Source organism: Bradyrhizobium sp. Rc2d, from assembly GCF_900099855.1.
Classification (GTDB): domain Bacteria; phylum Pseudomonadota; class Alphaproteobacteria; order Rhizobiales; family Xanthobacteraceae; genus Bradyrhizobium.
The window spans coordinates 22,493-40,539 of record NZ_FNCU01000056.1 but is presented as its reverse complement, the minus strand read 5'-3'; the positions used below and the strand labels follow the sequence as shown (position 1 = coordinate 40,539).

At 62.6% G+C, this 18,047-nt stretch carries 18 protein-coding genes and 1 pseudogene; 10 read left to right on the top strand and 9 right to left on the bottom strand.

Annotation, left to right across the window (positions count from 1 at the left end):
* Positions 1 to 20 precede the first annotated feature (20 nt).
* Positions 21 to 2,763: pseudogene (locus BLV07_RS39445) on the bottom strand (EAL domain-containing protein).
* Positions 2,764 to 2,822: 59 nt separating this feature from the next.
* A complete protein-coding gene (locus BLV07_RS39440; RefSeq protein ID WP_091897182.1) occupies positions 2,823 to 4,013 on the bottom strand; it encodes a FecR family protein in 1,191 nt (396 codons plus the stop codon).
* Between the two features lie 130 nt (positions 4,014 to 4,143).
* Here BLV07_RS39440 and BLV07_RS39435 point away from each other — a divergent pair, with 130 nt between their 5' ends.
* The 3 genes from BLV07_RS39435 to BLV07_RS39425 all read left to right on the top strand — a co-directional run bounded on the left by BLV07_RS39435 (position 4,144) and on the right by BLV07_RS39425 (position 7,537).
* Complete coding sequence (locus tag BLV07_RS39435; protein WP_091897179.1) at positions 4,144 to 5,940, top strand: ShlB/FhaC/HecB family hemolysin secretion/activation protein; 1,797 nt, start codon at positions 4,144 to 4,146, stop codon at positions 5,938 to 5,940.
* Positions 5,941 to 6,090: 150 nt separating this feature from the next.
* Complete coding sequence (locus tag BLV07_RS39430; RefSeq protein WP_091897176.1) at positions 6,091 to 6,921, top strand: alpha/beta fold hydrolase; 831 nt, start codon at positions 6,091 to 6,093, stop codon at positions 6,919 to 6,921.
* A gap of 292 nt (positions 6,922 to 7,213) precedes the next feature.
* On the top strand, positions 7,214 to 7,537 hold the full coding sequence (locus BLV07_RS39425; RefSeq protein ID WP_091897219.1) for a c-type cytochrome: 324 nt from the start codon (positions 7,214 to 7,216) through the stop codon (positions 7,535 to 7,537).
* Between the two features lie 194 nt (positions 7,538 to 7,731).
* Here the strand turns inward: BLV07_RS39425 and BLV07_RS39420 are convergent, their stop codons facing one another.
* A complete protein-coding gene (locus BLV07_RS39420) occupies positions 7,732 to 8,073 on the bottom strand; it encodes a phasin (RefSeq protein WP_091897174.1) in 342 nt (113 codons plus the stop codon).
* A gap of 139 nt (positions 8,074 to 8,212) precedes the next feature.
* Entirely contained in the window at positions 8,213 to 8,398 is a 186-nt protein-coding gene (locus BLV07_RS48075; protein WP_176946062.1) for a hypothetical protein, read from the bottom strand.
* A 727-nt stretch (positions 8,399 to 9,125) separates the two neighbouring features.
* Here BLV07_RS48075 and BLV07_RS39410 point away from each other — a divergent pair.
* A complete protein-coding gene (locus BLV07_RS39410) occupies positions 9,126 to 9,482 on the top strand; it encodes a hypothetical protein (RefSeq protein WP_091897171.1) in 357 nt (118 codons plus the stop codon).
* A gap of 33 nt (positions 9,483 to 9,515) precedes the next feature.
* Here the strand turns inward: BLV07_RS39410 and BLV07_RS39405 are convergent, their stop codons facing one another.
* Positions 9,516 to 10,091, bottom strand: a complete 576-nt coding sequence (locus tag BLV07_RS39405) for a hypothetical protein (protein ID WP_091897168.1) — start codon at positions 10,089 to 10,091, stop codon at positions 9,516 to 9,518.
* 61 nt (positions 10,092 to 10,152) lie between these two features.
* A complete protein-coding gene (locus BLV07_RS39400; RefSeq protein ID WP_091897165.1) occupies positions 10,153 to 10,686 on the bottom strand; it encodes a GcrA family cell cycle regulator in 534 nt (177 codons plus the stop codon).
* A gap of 167 nt (positions 10,687 to 10,853) precedes the next feature.
* On the opposite strand from BLV07_RS39400, the gene BLV07_RS39395 reads away from it, so the two are divergent.
* Positions 10,854 to 11,462 (top strand): S24 family peptidase, encoded by a 609-nt coding sequence (locus BLV07_RS39395; RefSeq protein WP_018644790.1) that lies wholly within the window; start codon positions 10,854 to 10,856, stop codon positions 11,460 to 11,462.
* Between the two features lie 99 nt (positions 11,463 to 11,561).
* A complete protein-coding gene (locus BLV07_RS39390; protein WP_091897162.1) occupies positions 11,562 to 11,837 on the top strand; it encodes a hypothetical protein in 276 nt (91 codons plus the stop codon).
* A 40-nt stretch (positions 11,838 to 11,877) separates the two neighbouring features.
* Here BLV07_RS39390 and BLV07_RS39385 read toward each other — a convergent pair whose 3' ends face one another.
* On the bottom strand, positions 11,878 to 12,852 hold the full coding sequence (locus tag BLV07_RS39385) for a quinone oxidoreductase family protein (protein WP_091897159.1): 975 nt from the start codon (positions 12,850 to 12,852) through the stop codon (positions 11,878 to 11,880).
* A gap of 224 nt (positions 12,853 to 13,076) precedes the next feature.
* Here BLV07_RS39385 and BLV07_RS39380 point away from each other — a divergent pair, with 224 nt between their 5' ends.
* The 3 genes from BLV07_RS39380 (at position 13,077) to BLV07_RS39370 (ending at position 15,752) form a co-directional block, all read left to right on the top strand.
* Positions 13,077 to 13,277, top strand: a complete 201-nt coding sequence (locus BLV07_RS39380) for a hypothetical protein (RefSeq protein ID WP_091897156.1) — start codon at positions 13,077 to 13,079, stop codon at positions 13,275 to 13,277.
* 145 nt (positions 13,278 to 13,422) lie between these two features.
* Positions 13,423 to 14,370 (top strand): AAA family ATPase, encoded by a 948-nt coding sequence (locus tag BLV07_RS39375; RefSeq protein WP_176946061.1) that lies wholly within the window; start codon positions 13,423 to 13,425, stop codon positions 14,368 to 14,370.
* Between the two features lie 5 nt (positions 14,371 to 14,375).
* Positions 14,376 to 15,752, top strand: a complete 1,377-nt coding sequence (locus BLV07_RS39370; RefSeq protein ID WP_091897216.1) for a vWA domain-containing protein — start codon at positions 14,376 to 14,378, stop codon at positions 15,750 to 15,752.
* Positions 15,753 to 15,777: 25 nt separating this feature from the next.
* Here BLV07_RS39370 and BLV07_RS50195 read toward each other — a convergent pair whose 3' ends face one another.
* Positions 15,778 to 15,960 carry a hypothetical protein gene (locus tag BLV07_RS50195; RefSeq protein WP_091897150.1) on the bottom strand — a complete coding sequence of 61 codons (183 nt, stop codon included), beginning with the start codon at positions 15,958 to 15,960 and terminating at the stop codon, positions 15,778 to 15,780.
* A gap of 349 nt (positions 15,961 to 16,309) precedes the next feature.
* On the opposite strand from BLV07_RS50195, the gene BLV07_RS39360 reads away from it, so the two are divergent.
* Positions 16,310 to 16,531, top strand: coding sequence for a hypothetical protein (locus BLV07_RS39360; RefSeq protein WP_091897148.1), 222 nt, complete (start codon positions 16,310 to 16,312; stop codon positions 16,529 to 16,531).
* Positions 16,532 to 16,653: 122 nt separating this feature from the next.
* Here the strand turns inward: BLV07_RS39360 and BLV07_RS39355 are convergent, their stop codons facing one another.
* Complete coding sequence (locus BLV07_RS39355) at positions 16,654 to 18,024, bottom strand: hypothetical protein (RefSeq protein WP_091897143.1); 1,371 nt, start codon at positions 18,022 to 18,024, stop codon at positions 16,654 to 16,656.
* Positions 18,025 to 18,047 lie beyond the last annotated feature (23 nt).

Sequence of the window (18,047 nt, the reverse complement as noted above, 5' to 3'; positions counted from 1 at the left end):
TTTACCCGATAGCAGCCCGTCTAGGCGGCGCTGACGATGGCGCGCTCGATCGTGAGAAACTGCCGTTCGAACGCCTCGGAAGGCATAGGACGGCCGAAGAAGTAGCCCTGCCCTTCCGCGCATCCCATGCTGATCAGGAAGTCGGCCGTGGCGCGGTTCTCGATGCCCTCAGCTACGACCGTGAGCCCAAGCTGCCTGCTAAGACCGATGGTGGAGCCGACGATCGCGGCATCATCGGAATCGGTGAGCAGGTCGAGCACGAACGACCTGTCGATCTTGAGCCCATCGAGCGGAAATTTCTTCAAATAGCTCAGGCTCGCATAGCCGGTGCCGAAATCGTCGAACAGGACGCGGACGCCGAGCTCCTGGATCCGCTTGAACATGTCGAGCACGCGGGCCTCGTCGTGTAACAGGATGTCCTCGGTGACTTCGAGCTCGAGCAGCGAGGGGGCCAGCCCCGTCGCATCGAGCAATTCGGCAACCGAATGCGCGAGGTCGCCGGAATCAAGCTGGGACGGCGACAGGTTGATCGCCACGCGGACCTCGTTGCCGGATATTTCCCAGGCGCGCGCCTGGCGGCAGGCGGTCTCCATCACCCAGTTCGCGATCCGCTCGGACAGAGCCGACGTGTTGACCACCGGCATAAACTCCGCAGGCGAGACGTAGCCGCGCACGGGGTGCCGCCAACGGATGAGCGCTTCGGCTCCGACCAGGCTGCCGTCGACCAGACGAACCTTGGGGCTGATAGAACAGTTCGAATTCGCCGCGATCCGCGGCAAGCGCCAATTCGCTCTCGAGCGTCAGCCGGTTCTCCAGCTCCTGCCTGATCGCACTCTCGAAGATCAGGTGGCTGCCGCGCCGCGTCAGTTTCGCCTTCGTAAGTGCGAGGTGGCCGTTACCGAGGAGATCATCGGCGTTGCGCCCGCCGTCGGGATGGACGGCCACGCCGATGCTGATTCTGACCCGGTACTGCCTTGTGCCCATTGCCAGCGGCGTTTCGAACGCGCGCGCGATTCGCTCGGCGAATTCGGCAATCGGCTCGCTGGCGTCCGCGCAATCTAGTGCGACGGCATACTCGTCGCCGCTGAGGCGCGCGACGATCGCCTCGGCGCCGGCCTCGGCCGTTAGGCGCTCGGCGACCGCCCGCAGTACGAGGTCGCCCGCGGCATGCCCGAACATGTCGTTGATTTGCTGGAAGCCGTCGAGCCCGAGCACGAGCAGTGCGACGTTGGAAGACCGATGCTCTGCCGCGGTGATCAGACTGGCGAGCGACGCATGCAGCATGTTGCGGTTGGCAAGACCTGTCAGCGCATCATGTTCGGCGAGATACCTGACGCGCTCGGCCTCGCGCTTGCGCACCGAGATGTCGCGCAGGATCGCTCCATACTGGAAGCCGTCCGTTCCCTGCCAGCCTGAGAAGCTCGCCTCGACCGGGAATGTCTCGCCGTTCTTGCGTCGCCCTTCGAACTCGACGACGACGGCGCCACCGGGAACCAGGAGCGACTGGCGCGCGGCATCGTGCATGGACGGCCTTGGGTCGCCGTCCGCCGGTACGGCGCACAGCGTTTCGAACGGGCGACCGATCATCTCGGCCGGCATGTAGCCAAAAATCGCGCTGGCGCCGGGATTCCAAACCGTGATCCGATGATCCTCGTCGGTGCAGACGAGACCATCGCCCAGCGACATCGCGATACGGTGGAAGCGGCTCTCGGCGATGCGACCCAGGAGACTGCGGAAATCGATCTCGTCCAGCGCAATCGCCGTCAGATAAGCGATGATCGCGATGTGGAACAGCGACGTATCGATGACGAAGGGCCATCTCGCCTGCACAAGGGTCGCGACCAGTTCGATGGCAGCACCGGCTGCGATCAGGATTGCGACGCGAAGTCCCGGTGCGAAGCGGCGCCACGAAGTGATCATCAAGAGGCAGATCAGGCCGAGGCCAAGCATCATGCCGGCATCGGAGGTCCAGCGCAGCATCCGGTTCTGGAGGATCGATTCCGCCGCGAGCGCCTGAAGGACGGGTCCAGAGACGATGCGGCCATTCGGAACGCTGAACCGGTCGCCCAGTTCGAGCGCCGTCGCGCCAACGATGATCTTCTTGCCTCTCACCTTGTCCAGGGTCGCGGCATCGCCGCGCAGCACGTCGACATAGGAGACACTTGGGATGGAAGCCGCCCGAATACTAAAATCGATCAGGAAGGGCGGCCGGCGATTGGCGTCCTGCCCAGCCAGCACGACGGCCATCGACGGCATCAAGGCGTCACCGAGCTTCTCGCCGAACGGATAACGGCGCACGAGTCCGTCGGATTCGACCGCGACATTGACGACGGCCGGCCAAGACTGGTTGCTGAACGGCTTCAGTGGATGATTGATGTAAGCCGCACCGCCATTCGGCGCCGGCTGCTTGAAGGATGGCAGGACCGTCGAGCCGCCGACGTCCCGAAGCGCCTTGACGAAAGCCTCGTCAGAGGCCGGATCCGACGGCGTGCTGAAATCGACGTCGAAGGCCACATCCTGCGCGCCGGCGGCTTCAAGCCTATGCAGAAGCTCCGCGTGCAGCCGGCGAGGCCAGGGCCACACCCCGATCTGGTCGATCGAGGGCGCGTCGATGGCCACGACGACGACATTGCCGCTGGCAGCACGCGATTGCCAGGCGAACCGCAGGTCGGTGAGCGCATTGCGGAGCGCGCCATGCCACCCCGTGGACAGTACGACCGCAAGCGCGATCACGACCAGAATATGCGGCCGATAGCGTTTCACCTGATCCTCCCCGCGCCCGCTTCAACCGGCGAGCCCCCCTGATCCCCTAGGAAATCGCCTTAGTGTCTGTTGTAGCCGTGGCCGTTGCTGCCGTTACCGCCGCCACGCCCATCGCCGTTGTTGCCCCTGCCGTTACCGGTGGCGCCATTGTTGGCGTTGCCATTATTGTTGCTGCCATTACCGGAATTGCCGTTGCCACCGGAGTTTCCGTTATTAGCTGCGGCTATCGCTGCGCTTGCGCCCGACGAGGCACTGCTGCCAGCCGTTGCGACAGCGCTAATCGTTGCCGCGGTTTGGACGACACTGTTGGATGCTTGCGTGCTGGCCTTGCCATCGCTCCAGACCGTCTCGGTAGCGGTGCTGGCGTTCGCGCTGCGCACCTGTCCGGGGGCAACGGCGCTGTGGGCGAGCCCGCGCGTCACCTTTTGGAAATTCAGCTTGACCTCGCCGAGCGAGCTCGAGATGCGCACGACGCCGGCCTTGGGGGCGTGCCCGCCAGTCGCCTGATGCGATCGCATCGGCGAACCGACCATCTTGATCCCCTTATCGATCGGACCGAGCGCATGGATCGCATGACCATTCGCGGCATTGTGCGGTGCGGACAGTCCCGATTTCGGCACGGGAATGCGCTCGATGGTGGAGGCGCGGGGCTTACCCTGCTCGATCGGATTGAACGTCCCCGCACCGCTCAGACTGAGACCAGGCTTGCCACGTTCGAAGACGGTGGCCACTTGCCCCGGCATGACCTGGGCGATCTGTCCCGTCTTGAAGTCGGAAACTTCAACTTGACCACGGAGCACGCTGACCTTGGTGCTGCCCGCCCCCACCGTGACGCTGAACTGCGTTCCCTTGACGACGGCGGCGAGGTAAGGTGTCTCGACCTCGAAATGCTTGACGTTGCGCTTCTCGACCTCGAGCAGGATCGAACCCGCCTGCTGGATGATGGTGGTCGAGAGTCCCTCCTTCTTCTCGGCAGGCAGGCCGACGACCGAGTTGGGAGAGATCAGGATCGTTTCCTCGCCGCGGACGAGCAGCACGCGGCCGTTGCGGCCGGTGCGAATGGTGTCGCCAGGCTTGAGCGCCTCCTCCTGATTCAACGACACCTGCTGCGCGCCGTTGGTGGCGACCCAGACCTCGCCGGTGGCCTTGCTGACCGACCAGGCGCCATTCTCCGCGCCAAATGCACCGGATGCGGTTCCAAGGATCAGCGCTGCCAGCAAGGCGCGCCACACTCCCACTCTACCGAACATGACAATCCTCAGTCCGCGTTACAGCCAGACCTGAGGCGTATCCGAAATCACTCAAGAGAAAATTAGCGCGAAGTGGCGAGCCGAGAAGCCGCATTAACCAATCATTGACCATGAAAAACTATGGAAAATCATGCGGCTAACGAACCCTTACCGCCTTATGGGCAAATCCCCGTCAAACTACGGAGACGCGTTCACTCCGCGTATTGAGAAGCGACACTTCCTTACCACATCGGTACTGCTGGCAACGATTTTTACGGGAATTCCGCAGTCCTTCGCGCAGCAGGCGAACCAGCCAGGCTTTGATCCGCGCCAGCCCGAGAAGTACTTTGAAAACCAAACTGAGCGGGAAACGCTGAACCGCCCCCCGGTCAGGCTACCGACGGTCGGCCAACCCAACACCGGCGGTGATACCAAGCCGCAATTCGTGCTGCGCGGAATCGACGTCGTCGGCGCCCACGCCGTCTCCCGCGATCGCATCGCTACATCCTATCAATCCTATCTTGGAAAGAAGGTCTCGCAGGCGGATCTCGCCGCGATTGCCGGCGCGATCAGCGATCTCTATCGCGAAGCCGGATTCCACTTGAGCCGCGCGATCGTGCCACCGCAGGATATCGCCGACGGCCGAGTTCGGATCCAGGTGATCGAAGGCGCCATCGTGCAGGCCGAGCTGAAAGGCGACGGCGCCGAACAGTTCGGCGTAAGGCCGATGCTCGGGCCGGTTCTGGCCGAGCAGCCGTCGCGCCTGGCAACGCTCGAACGCCAGCTGTTCCTCATCAACGGCAGGCCGGGCGTCCGGATCACCGACACCGCGCTGGAAGAGATTGGCGGAGCGACCGGCCGCTTCCGCCTGATCGTCTATTTGAAGACCTGGCACGTCTTCTCGTCGTTCGGCATGGACAATCTCGGATCTTCCTCGGTCGGTCCGTGGCAGACCTACGCGACCGGCGCGTTCAACTCCTACCTCACGCCCGGCGACACGCTCGCGGTCAACCTGTCGACCATTGCCAATGATCCGCGCGAGCTCGGTTTCGCGCGGATGTCCTATGACGCACCGGTCGGTGTCGATGGCGTGCGCCTTGGCGCTTCGATCCTGTACAGCGCAGTCCGGCCTGGCGATGCTCGTCGTCTCGACAGCGACATCACCACCACCGAGGCGTTCGAGCTGCGTGCCAGCGTCGTCCCATTGCAGTCGCTGTCCTCCTCGCTGACCCTGACTGCAGCGACGACCTTCAGCAATGTATCTGAGCACGACCTCTACGGCCCCTGGTATAACGACCACATCAGGACGGCGAGCCTGACCGCCGACTACAGGCTCCAGGATCGCTTCGGCGGCACCAATTTCGCGACTCTGAGCTACCGGCAGGGCCTCGACATCTTCGGCGCTTCGCATTTCGACGACGATCTGTTGTCGCGCGTCGGCGCGTCGTCGAACTTCTCGGTGCTGAACCTCTGGTTCACGCGCTATCAGACGCTCAACAACGCCTGGTCACTCAAACTCTCGGCGGCGAGCCAGACGGCATCGCGGCCATTGTTCACCTCGCAGCAATTCTATCTCGGCGGCGCGGCCTTCGGCCGGGGCTATGGCGCGGCCGAGATCAGTGGCGACAACGGTCTTGCCGGCTCGCTCGAACTGCGCTTCGACCAGAAGCTCAATTTTCGCTACTGGACCGGCTATCAACTCTACGCCTTCGGCGACGCCGGCGCGGTCTGGAACGACGGTTACCGCCTGAGCGATGGCCTCGCGCTGACCTCGGCCGGGGTAGGCGTGCGGTTCTTCCTGCCGGACGATCTCCAGGTCGATCTCGGCGTAGCCGTTCCCTTGAGCTACAGGGCGCCGGACAACGAGCGCCGCAGCCCGCGCTTCCTGCTCACACTGTCGAGCGCGCTGCGGCACTGCCCTGAACGAGGCAAGGCCGGCTGTCTCTAGGCCTTGCGCTTCGCCCCACAAACCTGCATGCGGCGCTTTTGCGGCTTGCTCACAGACTTGCCTAAATTTAATCCCGTAACTTGCTCACGATCGCTCGATCCGCGAGTTCCCAATGACCATGTTCAGCCAAAGGTGATTTGAGACGAAGCCATGAAGAGGGTGTTTGCAGTCCTGGCGTTCCTCTGCGTCCTCGCCGTCGGCCAGTATTTCATCGTCAGCCGGTTCGCGATCCACCATGAGACCTTGCCCCTGTTCGACGCCTCGCGCCAGCGGCCGATCTCGGTCGACATCGCGGTGCGGCGTGATTACGAGACCAAGGCCAATCTCGGCCTCTGGAAGCTCCCGCTCGCCATCATCAGCAACGGCAACACCGTCAAGGCGACCGAATATTCGTTCCTGGCCAACGTGCTCGCCGCACGCGGCTATCTGGTTGCCAGCATCCAGCAAGATCTTCCGAGCGATCCACCGCTGATGACCCATGCTGGCCAGCAATATGTCGGCCGGCGTGAAGTCTATATTCGCTGCGAGGCCAATATTCTGTTCGTGCTGGGCGAGTTGAAGAGGCGGCGGGAGAACGCCGACTACGACCACATCACCCTCGTCGGCCATTCCAACGGCGGCGATGTCTCGATGTATGTCGCCCATCAGCACCCGGAGCTGGTATCGAAGGTGATCACGCTCGACAATCTGCGTGTGCCCTTCGTGCTCAGCGACCATATGAGGATCCTGTCGTTCCGCTCGAAGGATCCGCATTTCGTGACCGATCCCGGCGTACTGCCGACGCCGGAGGAGGCCAGGGCTCGCGGCATCGACATCGTCCATACTGGTGCACAGCACACCGAGATGAGCGATCGCGGTCCCGACGCGGTCAAGGAGAAGATCCAGGCGACGCTCGACCGCTTCCTGCGTGACAGCGCCAGCAGCGCGCTCGCGCCGGCCGATACGAAGAGCCCGATGATCATGAACCCCGGCGACTATTAGCCGGAAACCCTTTGCGGCAGATCAAGGCAGCTCCGAGCCGGCCACGATAGGAAGGGCCTTGCCATCTCGGAGAGGCACGTGTCGCACTATACCGAAAGTCTTGATACGAAGAGCCTTGATACGAAGAGCCTTGGATTGCCCGCGGCAAGGACGCCGGCGTTCGTACGGCACTTTTATCGTTCGACCCGCAGGCTGCTGCGGTCGATCATCGCCCGCATCGATCTCTCGCAATTTCCGAGATCGTGTTGCGGGTGAGCACGTCGGCCGCAAGCGCATGCATGAAGGTTGCCCGATGCACCGATGTTTGAGACGAATTTTCCTGTTGCTTGCCGGCGCCACCGCGGGCTTCGGCATGTCGCCTGCCCTCGCCGCCGATGCCGAGCACGGCGCCGATCTCGCCAAGCGCTGGTGCGCGAGTTGCCACATGGTGGCGAACGGCCAGACGCAGGCTAGCGCCGACGTCCCCTCCTTCGCATCCGTTGCGCGCAGGCCAGACTTCAGTCCGGAGCGGCTCGCTTTCTTCCTGCTCGACCCGCACCCGAAGATGCCGAACTTTCCCTTGAGCCGGACCGAAGCTGGCGACATCGCGGCCTATATCGGATCGCTGCGCCAATAGAGCCCCGGTCAATCGCGAGCCCGCCAAAAACTGCAAATCCCTGCCGGAAGACCGACAGGGATCAGCAGAAAGGATGATGGACGGCGAATGGGGATCCATTCGGTGGCCCATCATGGACCTGCACCAGGATCAGAATGCGCATCTCGCCGCCGCGCAAGATCAATTTGTGGGCATGCCGCACGGCACCGACAGAATCAGGACTTGTCCTTGCCCGGTTGCATGAAACTGCCGGTCATCTGGCGCATGTGGTCCCCGGCGCTGGTGAATTGACTGCGCAGGAAGTCGGACTGAATTCGCATTGCTTCCTGAAGGTCTGTGGCGTGAACGAGCTTGCGCGCGTGCTCGAACGCCGACTTCATGTTCTGTTCGGTGAAAGCGAGCGCCTGCTTCGACACGTCCGTCCCCGCGCCCGGGACGGACGACATCGATTTGGTGGCCGCTTCGAAAAACATGCCGAATGCTTTTTCCGCCTGGTCAATCGTCTTTTCGGCCAAGTCGCGCAGTTCGGCCGGAACTTCGAGTTTCGGTTCGATCATGGTCGCATTCCTCCCTTTTTCTGACTGAATACCACACTTGCCGGATCGCCTTCCAGCGGCCAGCCCCGGGCAAAAGTTGCCCGGTGGGCCGGATCTGGCAGGAAACGAGGGACGAGGTGTAAGGCCGGCGCGGCCAGACTCAGGACATGGGGTGTTCGGGAAGAGTTTCTTCGGTGGCGAGGTCTTCGACGAGCTTGATAACCTCGAAACGCTGCCGAGCCTCGAGCTTCAGGAACGCACGGAGCAGGCGCAGGCTTTCGACGGTGCCGCTCGCAGGCGCGCCAAGCTTGAGGTGCAGTTCAGCCGCGAAATTGAGGTTCTTCATCCCGCACCTATGACAAGCATCGGCCTTCAGTTCTTGCGTCGAAGTCGCACTCGAGGAGCGAACGCCGCAACCCAATACAATGGCGACAATCAGCTCTCGGCCGGCAGGTCCCGGCGGGCCAGCAGGCCGAACTCCATTAGCCGAACGGATGGGCCCAACCGAGCAGGTTGCAATTATGCCAAGGAACAACCGATCCGGCAAGCCCAACAGCCGGCGTAGCGATGCTTCGACCGCATCGCGCCACGGCAATTCCGGATAACAGGAATATCGAGCGCCGTCACCCACCTGCGTCAAGAAGCGGCATCAATCACGCATACAGCCGAGATCGCTGCCAATCGGCGCTGCGTTTCGCCTTGTTTCCGATGTGAACAGACATTTGCAGAGACGAACTGGCGCCTCGGCAGCATATACACCTAATTGTTGAGTAGCGTCCCAGCGGTTGTATCGTCAGCGACATGAACGCCAGGTCTTCAACGTTCCGATTGGGGCGCCGGTGAAGCCGACCAACGCGGCAAGCGCCTTGGGATCGGTCGCCTTCCTCATCTCGTCGGAATGCGCCCCGCTGGCGCTTTTCCCAGCGAGCCTCATCGGTTCCGATATGTTTTCCGGCCGTGAACCGTTGTTCAGGAGCGAACGACAAAGCGGTTGCGGAACGGCCACGCGGACGACGGCGCCATGGCTGATAGACTCATGATTTGGGCGCGTGTCACCACCAAAGGACGACGGCATGCTTTCTCGCTGCGATCTGATCAAGGGCGCCGCGGTCGCGCTTCTTACCCTCTCGATACAAGGCGCATGGGCGCAGGAGACCAGGATGAACCTGTTCAAGATCGTCACCATCAAGGACGAAATCATCGTCGGATTGTCGGCGGAGGAGCTTCAGGCGCTCGGCGGCAATGACGCGAGCGCGCTTGCGCATGCGCTGGCGCAGAAAGGCGACCTCACCGTCTGGCAGTACAGCGTGCACCGCGGCCCGAACGGCGAATTGCAGCAGGCGCCGACCGCCAAGATCGGGCTTTTGGCCAACGCTTCTCTCCGTGTCGAGCCGTATTCCACGCCTTACCAGATTGTACCGCATCCGTAAGCAGCAGACGGCATGCCCGCGGGCGTGCCGTCGTCATTTGCGCTGCTCTGCCCGTGGTGTCCCCGTTTCCGTCGCAAAACCGTAGATCAGCGCCAGCCGGTCCAGGCATTCACGAAAACGCCGCGCAAAATAGTCGTTCCAGCGCTGCGTACGAACGGCGCGCCGCTGCCCGATCTGATCCATGGTCAAGCCCAGCACGAGCACGTCGTGCACCAATGCTGCGCCGTCGGTGCCGAGTTCGCGTTCGACTCGGTTCAGCCGCAACACCGCCTGGCGCTGGCTTTCGGTGACCGGCTCGCGCGTACGCGCGCCATCGACATATTCGCGGGTCGGATTCATCACCTGAGGGCCCCTCTCCGCTCTCTCCCAATCGCTCTCGAAGGCGCGCCCGCCGCGATATTGTGCTTCGTCGATTTGATGGTGCGCGTGAAGCCGGCCGAGCGGGTCACTACGGACGGACCGGACGGCCACGATCTTCTCGCCGGCATCGAGCGACAGCGGATTGTCGACCTCGACTTCCGCCACCTCGGCATTGAACGGCACGTCGCGGGACCGCCGGTCGTAGATTCCAGCCAATTTGTAAGATTTATTGCGTCGGGCACGTGCCACTCGGATACTCCTTGCAAAGTTGGCGATTGCAAAATCGATAGTCGAACGGGCGGCCGCCTCCTCAGCCGGCCGAGACCAGCCGCAACACGACGGGACCGACGACGCGGGCGGACGCAACCCCGGATGGCCGCGTCAGACCTGCATGCGGCGCGCAATAGCTGGAGCCGGGCTGACGCGGATGGCCGCAAAACGTGATCTCCTCCCTGTCCTTGTCGCCGCCATAGGGATAGCGACAGTCGCCTCGCGCGAGTTCGAGCAGCGGGATCAGGCGTGGCTGGACGCCGACACAGCGCAACTTCACGCGCGCCGCAGGTTTCATCGCGGATTTTGGCGGCAGGTTCAGGTTTGGTAACGCCGGACGGCGCGGCGAAGGCAGACAGGCCTCGCCCGGCAAAGGCGGCACGATCGGTGGGCTCGTCATCCGTGCCAATGTGGCGACTCCCAGCCGCTTGGCGCGGCCGGCCACCGCGTTGCGCGTGTAAGCCGTTCCAAACCTTGCGTTAATCTCCGTTGCGATTGCCGCGTAAGACATTCCTTTGAGAAAATAGTCGCGAAGCGCGTCGGAGTGCTCCGACGGCCAATGGCACGGTTCCATGCTGTTGTCCTGTGATGCGCCTGCTTCGATCGCACGATCGGGCGGCGGGAAGGCACATTCCGGTATTCCGAATCGAAAGTCAAGCGATAATTCTGATATTCATAATTGCATCAATTCCGAATTTCGGATTATAAGAGGCAAGACGGTGCGCAATCGAGGGAATCACCATGTTGGACGTTGCAATGATCGAGCGAGGCCTGGAAAAGACAGGCAAGAGCAAGGGCGGCCTGGCGGCAGCCATGGGCGTGCGGCCCGGCGCGGTCTCGGAGATTCTCGGCGGCGAGCGCCTTGTGAAGGCCTCGGAGATCATTCCGATCATGGAATATCTCGAGCTCAACCTCGCGCCGATCATGGGCCGCGTCGGCGCCGGCGCCGTGATCGAGCCCGATTATGAACAGGTTCCGCCGGAGGGACTCGGCGACATCGCGCTGCCCTTCCCGATCATGGAAGAGACGGTCGCCTTCGAGATCGTGGGCGATTCGATGCTGCCCAAGTACGAGAGCGGCGACGTGATCGTGGTCTACAAGGACCAGCGTCATCCGCTGTCGAGCTTCTACGGCGAAGAGGCCGTGGTCCGGCTCAAGACCGGCGAGCGCTATTTGAAGACCATCGAGCGCGGGAAAAGCCCGTCCGTCGTCAATCTCACCAGCTTCAACGCCAAGCCGATCGTCGGCGTCAAGCTCGACTGGGTCGGAGAGATCTGTCTTTCCATGCCCAAGGGACAGCTCGAGCGGCTGCGCGCCAAGTCGGCCCGCCCCCGCAAGAAGGGCAAATAGGGCCCGGATTTCCGGGTTTGGAAATCGCCCTTGACTGACTTCTGATTTTCGGAAATAATCTGCCGCACTCCCGACTCGGGAGGGCGGCAGGTTCATTCCATGCAATACTTCGTCGTGATGATCGACTATGGGCGGCGCGGCCGCGAGGCGGTCGTCGATCCCGAAATCACAAGGCGCGAGGTCATCTCGCGCATCGTTTCGGGCGAATACCAGAACGTCTCGTTCATCCACGAAATCGCCGGGAATTCGGTCGAGGACGTGACCGAGGCCATCCTGGCCGAGGCTGCGCTACCCCAGATCCCGCCCGAAGACATCGACCTCCAGGCAAAGCGCCTCGATCACGCCCGCGATCTGCGCAAGCACGAGCGGACGTGACGGAAGCCGGCAGCCTCTGCCCCACCGTCTCGGGTGAATATCACACCATGAGCACGGTCGATCCTGTGGTCTTGCGCGCCGCGAGATCGGCATGCGCCTTGGCGGCGTCCTTCAGTGGATAGGTTTGGTGCACCTCGATCTTGACTGCGCCGGACTTGACGACGTCGAACAACTCGCCTGCCATCGCGACCAGACTTTCACGCTTGGCGGCATAAGTGAACAGCGTCGGCCTCGTGACGTAGAGCGAGCCCTTCTGGGCCAACAGGCCGAGATTGAGCGGCTCCACCGCGCCGGAGGACTGGCCGAACAGCGCGACGACGCCGAGCGGCGCGAGGCAGTCCAGCGATTTCAGGAACGTGTCCTTGCCGACGGAATCATAGACGACCGGCACCTTCTTGCCGCCGGTGATTTCGTCGACGCGCTTCACGAAATCCTCGCGCGTGTAGATGATGACATGGTCGCAGCCATGCGCCTTGGCAAGCTTCGCCTTCTCGTCGTTGCTGACGGTGCCGATCACGGTCGCGCCGAGATGCTTGGCCCACTGGCTCAGGATCAGACCGACGCCGCCGGCTGCGGCGTGGAGCAGGATGGTGTCGCCGGCCTTCACCCGATAGGTCTGCCGGATCAGATACTGCGTCGTCAGCCCCTTGAGCATCATCGCCGCCGCGGTCTTGTCATCGACGCCGTCAGGCAGCTTCAACAAGCGGTCGGCGGGAATCAGCCGGGCCTCGGAATAGGCGCCGAGCGGCGAGGCGCCATAGGCGACACGATCGCCCGCCTTCAGATCGGTGACACCTGGGCCGACCTCCTCGACGACGCCGGCCGCCTCGCTGCCGAGCCCGCTCGGCAGTTGCGCCGGATACAGGCCGGAGCGGTTGTAGATATCGACGAAATTGAGACCGACGGCGGTGTGGCGGATGCGCGCCTCGCCCGGTCCGGGCTTGCCGACGCTGACCTCCTCCCAGACCAGGACTTCCGGGCCGCCGGTCTTGTGAAAGCGAATGGCATGCGTCATGGGCGTTACTCCCTTATCGTTGCAGTGAAGTTCAGAGCACCTGATCGTCCCGTGAAATAGGCATTTGGTCCGGCCGTTACAGTACAGACACGTAACAAGAATGTCACAACGGACGACAAACGCCCGCCGTTCCGTCTCTGTTCGGAAGAGTTGATGACGGGCCTGGGGCGAGTGGCAGTAGCCTTCGCGCGGGGTTTGGTAGTCGCCTGCGAAGGAGAGCCGAGATGCCAGCTTATGTTCAGCATCATCAGGATGTCGAAATCGCGCCAGTGAATTGCCCCACCTGCATGGGGTTCCTGCCGATGTATGTCCGCGAGGTCGAACCGCATTGGAGCCTTGCCAAGATCGACTTTGTCTATGAATGCGCCGATTGCGGCGCCGAGGTCAGACAAACCATCCGCAAGCCGGAGCAGCTGCGGCACTGATCGCGGGGCCCGCGCACCGCAACTATTTGCGTTAAGCGGAAAAAACGCAGTTCGCGCGGGTCTGATGTCTCCCAAACGAGGCTTGTTCTTTGCCCGGAACACAGGCAGAACAAGCCTCAAGCAAGACCTTTGGGAGCGCCCTTTCGTGGCTGATCAGAAGGCCTCGACCTCGATCGAGGCAGTGGAGAGCGGCCTCGCCGCGCAAGGCTATATCGCGAGCCGGCAGATCGCGACCGCCGTCTATCTGTCGCAACAGATCGAGAAGCCTATTTTGGTCGAAGGCCCCGCGGGCGTCGGCAAGACCGAGCTTGCCAAGGCGATTGCCGCCTGGCGCGGCATGAAGATGATCCGCCTGCAATGCTATGAAGGCCTCGACGAGGCCAAGGCGCTCTACGAGTGGAAATACGCCAAGCAGCTTCTCTATACCCAGATCCTGAAGGACAAGCTCGGCGAAGTCCTGGGCGGTGCGCCGACACTGCATGCCGCGCTCGACCAGCTCCATGATTTCGGTGACGTGTTCTTCTCCAAGGAATTCGTCGAGCCGCGCCCTCTGCTCCAGGCGCTGGAGCAGCCGGGCGGCTGCGTGCTCCTGATCGACGAGATCGACAAGTCGGACGCGGAGTTCGAATCGCTGCTGCTGGAGATCCTGTCCGACTTCCAGGTCACGATCCCCGAGCTCGGCACCGTCTCCGCGATCACGCCGCCGACCGTGATCCTCACCTCCAACAGCGAGCGCGATCTTGGCGATGCTCTGAAGCGGCGCTGCCTGCATCTGCACATCGGCTTCCCCGAGCAGCGGCTGGAGGAACGCATCGTCGAGAGCCGCGTGCCCGGCATCTCGCGGACGCTGCGCCGGCAGATGGTCGGCTTCATCCACGAGATCCGCTCATTGGATCTGAAAAAGCTGCCTTCGGTCAGCGAGACCATCGACTGGGCGCGCGTGCTGGTGCTGCTTCAGGCTTCGGAGCTCGACACCGAGATCGTCAAGGACACGCTCAACGTGCTCCTAAAATACGAAGCCGACATCGAGGCAGCAGTGCCGCAAGTTACGACCTTCATTGCCAAGGCGGCACGGTCCAACGTCTTCGGTTGACGCCGATGCGCGAGAACCTCCATCGTTTCTTTCGGGCGGCGCGCGGCGCCGGCGTTCATGTCTCGCCCGCCGAAAGCATCGATGCGATGCGCGCGGTGAAGCAGGTCGGTTTCTCCGACCGCGCCATCTTGCGCGACGCCCTGCTGCTGACACTCGCCAAGTCGCAGGACGAAAAACTCGCACTCGGCGACTGTTTCGATCTCTTCTTCAGCCAGCCCGAACCGCGGCAGGATCAGCCCGAGGCGGGCAGCGACGACGCTTCGCAGGGTTCAGATCAGTCGTCCTCATCGGACGCGGCCGGCGAAGCTGGTGAAGGTCAGCCCGCCCAGGAACTCGGCCCTCTTGCGCAGATGCTGCTGTCGCAGGATCGCAATGCGATCGCGGCGGCGATCGCCAGTGCCTCCGGTGCTGCCTCGCTGTCCGACATCCGCTATTCCACCCAGCGCGGCATCTTCTCCAGCCGCATCCTGGACGCCATGGGCCTCCAGCGCCTGCGGGACGATTTGGACCAACTGACCGCGACCAACTCGTCGCTTGCCGAGCGTCTGCGCGCCGCGCTCGATGCCTTGCGCGAAGCGGTGCGCGACACGGTCTCGCAGGGGCTCGCGCTCTACGCCCGCGAGGAGGCCGAAAACCTTCGCAACGAGATTCTGCGCAACGCGCCGCTTGCGCGCATCGAGCGGCGCCAGGTCGCCGAGATGCGCGCTCTCATCCGCCAGATCGCACGACGGCTGCGCGAGCGCTACTCGAAGCCGCGCAAGCGCCAGCGCCGCGGCCATCTCGACGTTCGCCGCACGCTCCGCCGCAACGCGGCCTGGGGCGGCGTACCGTTCCTCACCGCATGGAAGCGCAAGCATCGTGACCGGCCCAAGATCGTGGCGCTCTGCGATGTCTCCGGCTCGGTCGCTCAGGTCTCCGACTTCTTCCTGCTGCTGATCCACTCGCTGCACGAGGTGATCGACGACGTCCGCTCGTTTGCCTTCTCCTCCCATCTGATCGAAGTCAGCGAGATCCTGGAGAACAACTCGCCGGAAGAGGCGATGGCCGAGATCATGTCCAAGGTCGGCTTCGGCTCGTCCGACTATGGCTCCTCGCTGGTCGATTTCGAGAAAGAGTTCATGAGCACGCTGACGCCGCAGACCACGGTGATCGTGCTCGGCGATGCCCGCAGCAACAATCTCGACCCGCGCGCCGACATTCTGCGCCGCATCTCCGAACGGTCGAAGCGACTGGTCTGGCTCAATCCGGAAGGACGGCTCGCCTGGGGCTTTGGCGATTCCGAGATGCCGCGCTATGCGACCTTTTGCAGCGTCGTACGGCAATGCGCCACCGCGCAGCAACTCGAGCGCGCGGTATCCGATATCGTGGCCAGTTATCAATAAGCGGCGATCGCACCCGCCTCTATCGTCAGGCGGCGGTCAGCTCGGCGTGAGCAAGATTGCACTCGCGAAAGTGATGCGCGATTTCGTCGACAGCGCGCTGCTTCCACTCTTCCGCCTGCGCCAGCCAGAAAACGCGGCGCTCGAAATCGAGCGCGGCCCGCTCTCGGCACAGGGATTCCTGACTGCGGATTTCGACCAGCCTCTTCATGCACTCCACTCCGGCCTGTGAAGCCATTCCCTGCGAACGAGGCTAACAGAGTCCGGAACGCTCCGTCTCATTGTTTCTGTGCATATTGCGCGCGAAATGGGACAGCAGCACTTCCCGTGCAGTGCGGCAGTTCGCAGCGCAACATCAAACCAACATCATCAATAAGTGATCGAGGTCCGGAACGATATTCGCGGCGGAGCGATCTTAACTCTTGTGACGCAACGAAGTGCGGCAATTTGTGAAGAGACGTTCCAAACAGCTCACCGAATTCCCGACTCATTGTCGTCGCATGGTTTTCATGCAGCGTCGCTAACAGAGGCGCGCAAACGGTACTATCGCTTGAGGCAACATGAGCAACGACGTCGACTTCGATCTTTCGCCAGACCAATGGGAAGCGCTACGCACACTTCGCAATCCGGCATCGAACGGTCGCCTCTCGAAGGCCTACCTCGTCGAAAGTCTCGTCAAGCTTGGCCTCGTCGTCGTCAATAATGGCTTGCCTGAGATGACGTCCATCGGACGCAAGGTGCTGGTGCGCGGATCATGCCGGCTGCTGGATCTCGTGGCGTAGTGCGAGGACGGTTGCCCCCCTCGCCCGAATATTAGTTCTCGCCGAAATCGGAACTAGATGACCCTGGCAGCAAAAGTGCTCGAGGGGGTCTCGCCGACTGGCTAACCGACGTTGTGGATCAATCATTCCCACCGGAGGAGCGGCGTTCCATATGCCCTCCTCCAGACAGAGAGGAAGCGGGGAAACCAGGAATGAGCCACAGCGCCCTTATAAGCCCAGGTGCGATATTTCAGACCCTGCTCCGAGATCAGTTCCTGATAGCCGCCATGGACCTCGGTTGCAGTCCGAATGTCATTCAATATTCCCTGGGCGCAGGCCCGGTAGGTGCCGCTCCCCGAGAATTCGTCGAAGTCCAGCATGCGATCCGCAAACTCGACATTGAATGTTGGCCAGGATGAGCGTCCCTGGTAGGCGGGAGCCGCGATCTTGTGGATCATCTTGGTCCGCGGATTATCCGCCGACACAAGGAAATGAAACGTGCTGGGGATGCGGAAGCGCGGCTCCGCAATGATCAAATCCGCCGTGGCCGCGAACAGCGCGCGCTCGCTTTCCTCGTTCAGGTCCCAGAAGCCGTGATGCACGCTGACGAAATCCAGCGCAACCGAGGACGCCGGCGGAGCCGCGGGGCCGTCCAGGGAATGTCTGATGTAGCCATCCTTGCCGAACAGCCGGAGCAGGTCTCTCTTGTGCTGCGCAAGGTCGCGCCCGAGCAGCCGTTTCAGCTCGTTCTCGTCGACGATTCCGAGCTGCACGCCCCACACGAACGTCGTGTAGACGCAGGCATTGGTCACGAAGCGTCGGCGCTCGGCGCGGGTATCCGTTGCCGCAGAGCGCGGGGCACGGGCATCGCACAGCAAACATCTGGTGCCGTCAGCCTCGAACGGCTCCAGCTCGCTTGCGAGCTGGAGGATCGCCCGCTTCAGGTCGGCTCCATAGTCGGCCAGCAGCAGGCGGCCGGCATGCACGCATTGCGACATTGCCAGATAGGACGACGCCCTGTCCTCGGCGGACAGCATCTGCTGGAGACCGGCAAGGATGCCGAGCAGCGTATCCGAGGGCCGCGAGAAATAGTTCACTCCGAGATACCGACCGCATCCCGCCGGCACGATGGTCGTGGTGACGACGCCAGCGCGAACCGCCTCCAGCAACAGACGCACGCTCTTTTCGAGCAGACGGGCCCGTCGCACTGCGTCCTGCGAATCCATGATGGTTTCAGGATCGAGAACGTCGGGATAGAACCAGGCGAAGTCGCGCGGATAGTACGCGGAAGCGTGCGGCGCCCCCGTGACGAGGAATGCCTCGGTCACCGAAAAGGCGCTGTCCATCGAGTGCCGGTAAAGGTCCGCGATGGCGGTGAACGGATGATGCGATTGCCTCAGGAATCGATCGCCGAGAAAATTCACCGCCTGAAGCGCGTTGGCGACAAAGGTCGCCGTCAGCCCCTGATAGAACCGGCTTTCGCGATGGCGCGGAAAAGAAATGTCGCTGTTCATATGTCTCGTCGAATTGTTCCTCG

Bases quoted from the DNA above. Each gene is read 5' to 3' on its own strand.
- BLV07_RS39440 (WP_091897182.1), bottom strand. From the start codon at position 4,013: ATGTTCGGTAGAGTGGGAGTGTGGCGCGCCTTGCTGGCAGCGCTGATC.
- BLV07_RS39435 (WP_091897179.1), top strand. From the start codon at position 4,144: ATGCGGCTAACGAACCCTTACCGCCTTATGGGCAAATCCCCGTCAAAC.
- BLV07_RS39430 (WP_091897176.1), top strand. From the start codon at position 6,091: ATGAAGAGGGTGTTTGCAGTCCTGGCGTTCCTCTGCGTCCTCGCCGTC.
- BLV07_RS39425 (WP_091897219.1), top strand. From the start codon at position 7,214: ATGCACCGATGTTTGAGACGAATTTTCCTGTTGCTTGCCGGCGCCACC.
- BLV07_RS39420 (WP_091897174.1), bottom strand. From the start codon at position 8,073: ATGATCGAACCGAAACTCGAAGTTCCGGCCGAACTGCGCGACTTGGCC.
- BLV07_RS48075 (WP_176946062.1), bottom strand. From the start codon at position 8,398: ATGAAGAACCTCAATTTCGCGGCTGAACTGCACCTCAAGCTTGGCGCG.
- BLV07_RS39410 (WP_091897171.1), top strand. From the start codon at position 9,126: ATGCTTTCTCGCTGCGATCTGATCAAGGGCGCCGCGGTCGCGCTTCTT.
- BLV07_RS39400 (WP_091897165.1), bottom strand. From the start codon at position 10,686: ATGGAACCGTGCCATTGGCCGTCGGAGCACTCCGACGCGCTTCGCGAC.
- BLV07_RS39395 (WP_018644790.1), top strand. From the start codon at position 10,854: ATGTTGGACGTTGCAATGATCGAGCGAGGCCTGGAAAAGACAGGCAAG.
- BLV07_RS39390 (WP_091897162.1), top strand. From the start codon at position 11,562: ATGCAATACTTCGTCGTGATGATCGACTATGGGCGGCGCGGCCGCGAG.
- BLV07_RS39385 (WP_091897159.1), bottom strand. From the start codon at position 12,852: ATGACGCATGCCATTCGCTTTCACAAGACCGGCGGCCCGGAAGTCCTG.
- BLV07_RS39380 (WP_091897156.1), top strand. From the start codon at position 13,077: ATGCCAGCTTATGTTCAGCATCATCAGGATGTCGAAATCGCGCCAGTG.
- BLV07_RS39370 (WP_091897216.1), top strand. From the start codon at position 14,376: ATGCGCGAGAACCTCCATCGTTTCTTTCGGGCGGCGCGCGGCGCCGGC.
- BLV07_RS50195 (WP_091897150.1), bottom strand. From the start codon at position 15,960: ATGAAGAGGCTGGTCGAAATCCGCAGTCAGGAATCCCTGTGCCGAGAG.
- BLV07_RS39360 (WP_091897148.1), top strand. From the start codon at position 16,310: ATGAGCAACGACGTCGACTTCGATCTTTCGCCAGACCAATGGGAAGCG.
- BLV07_RS39355 (WP_091897143.1), bottom strand. From the start codon at position 18,024: ATGAACAGCGACATTTCTTTTCCGCGCCATCGCGAAAGCCGGTTCTAT.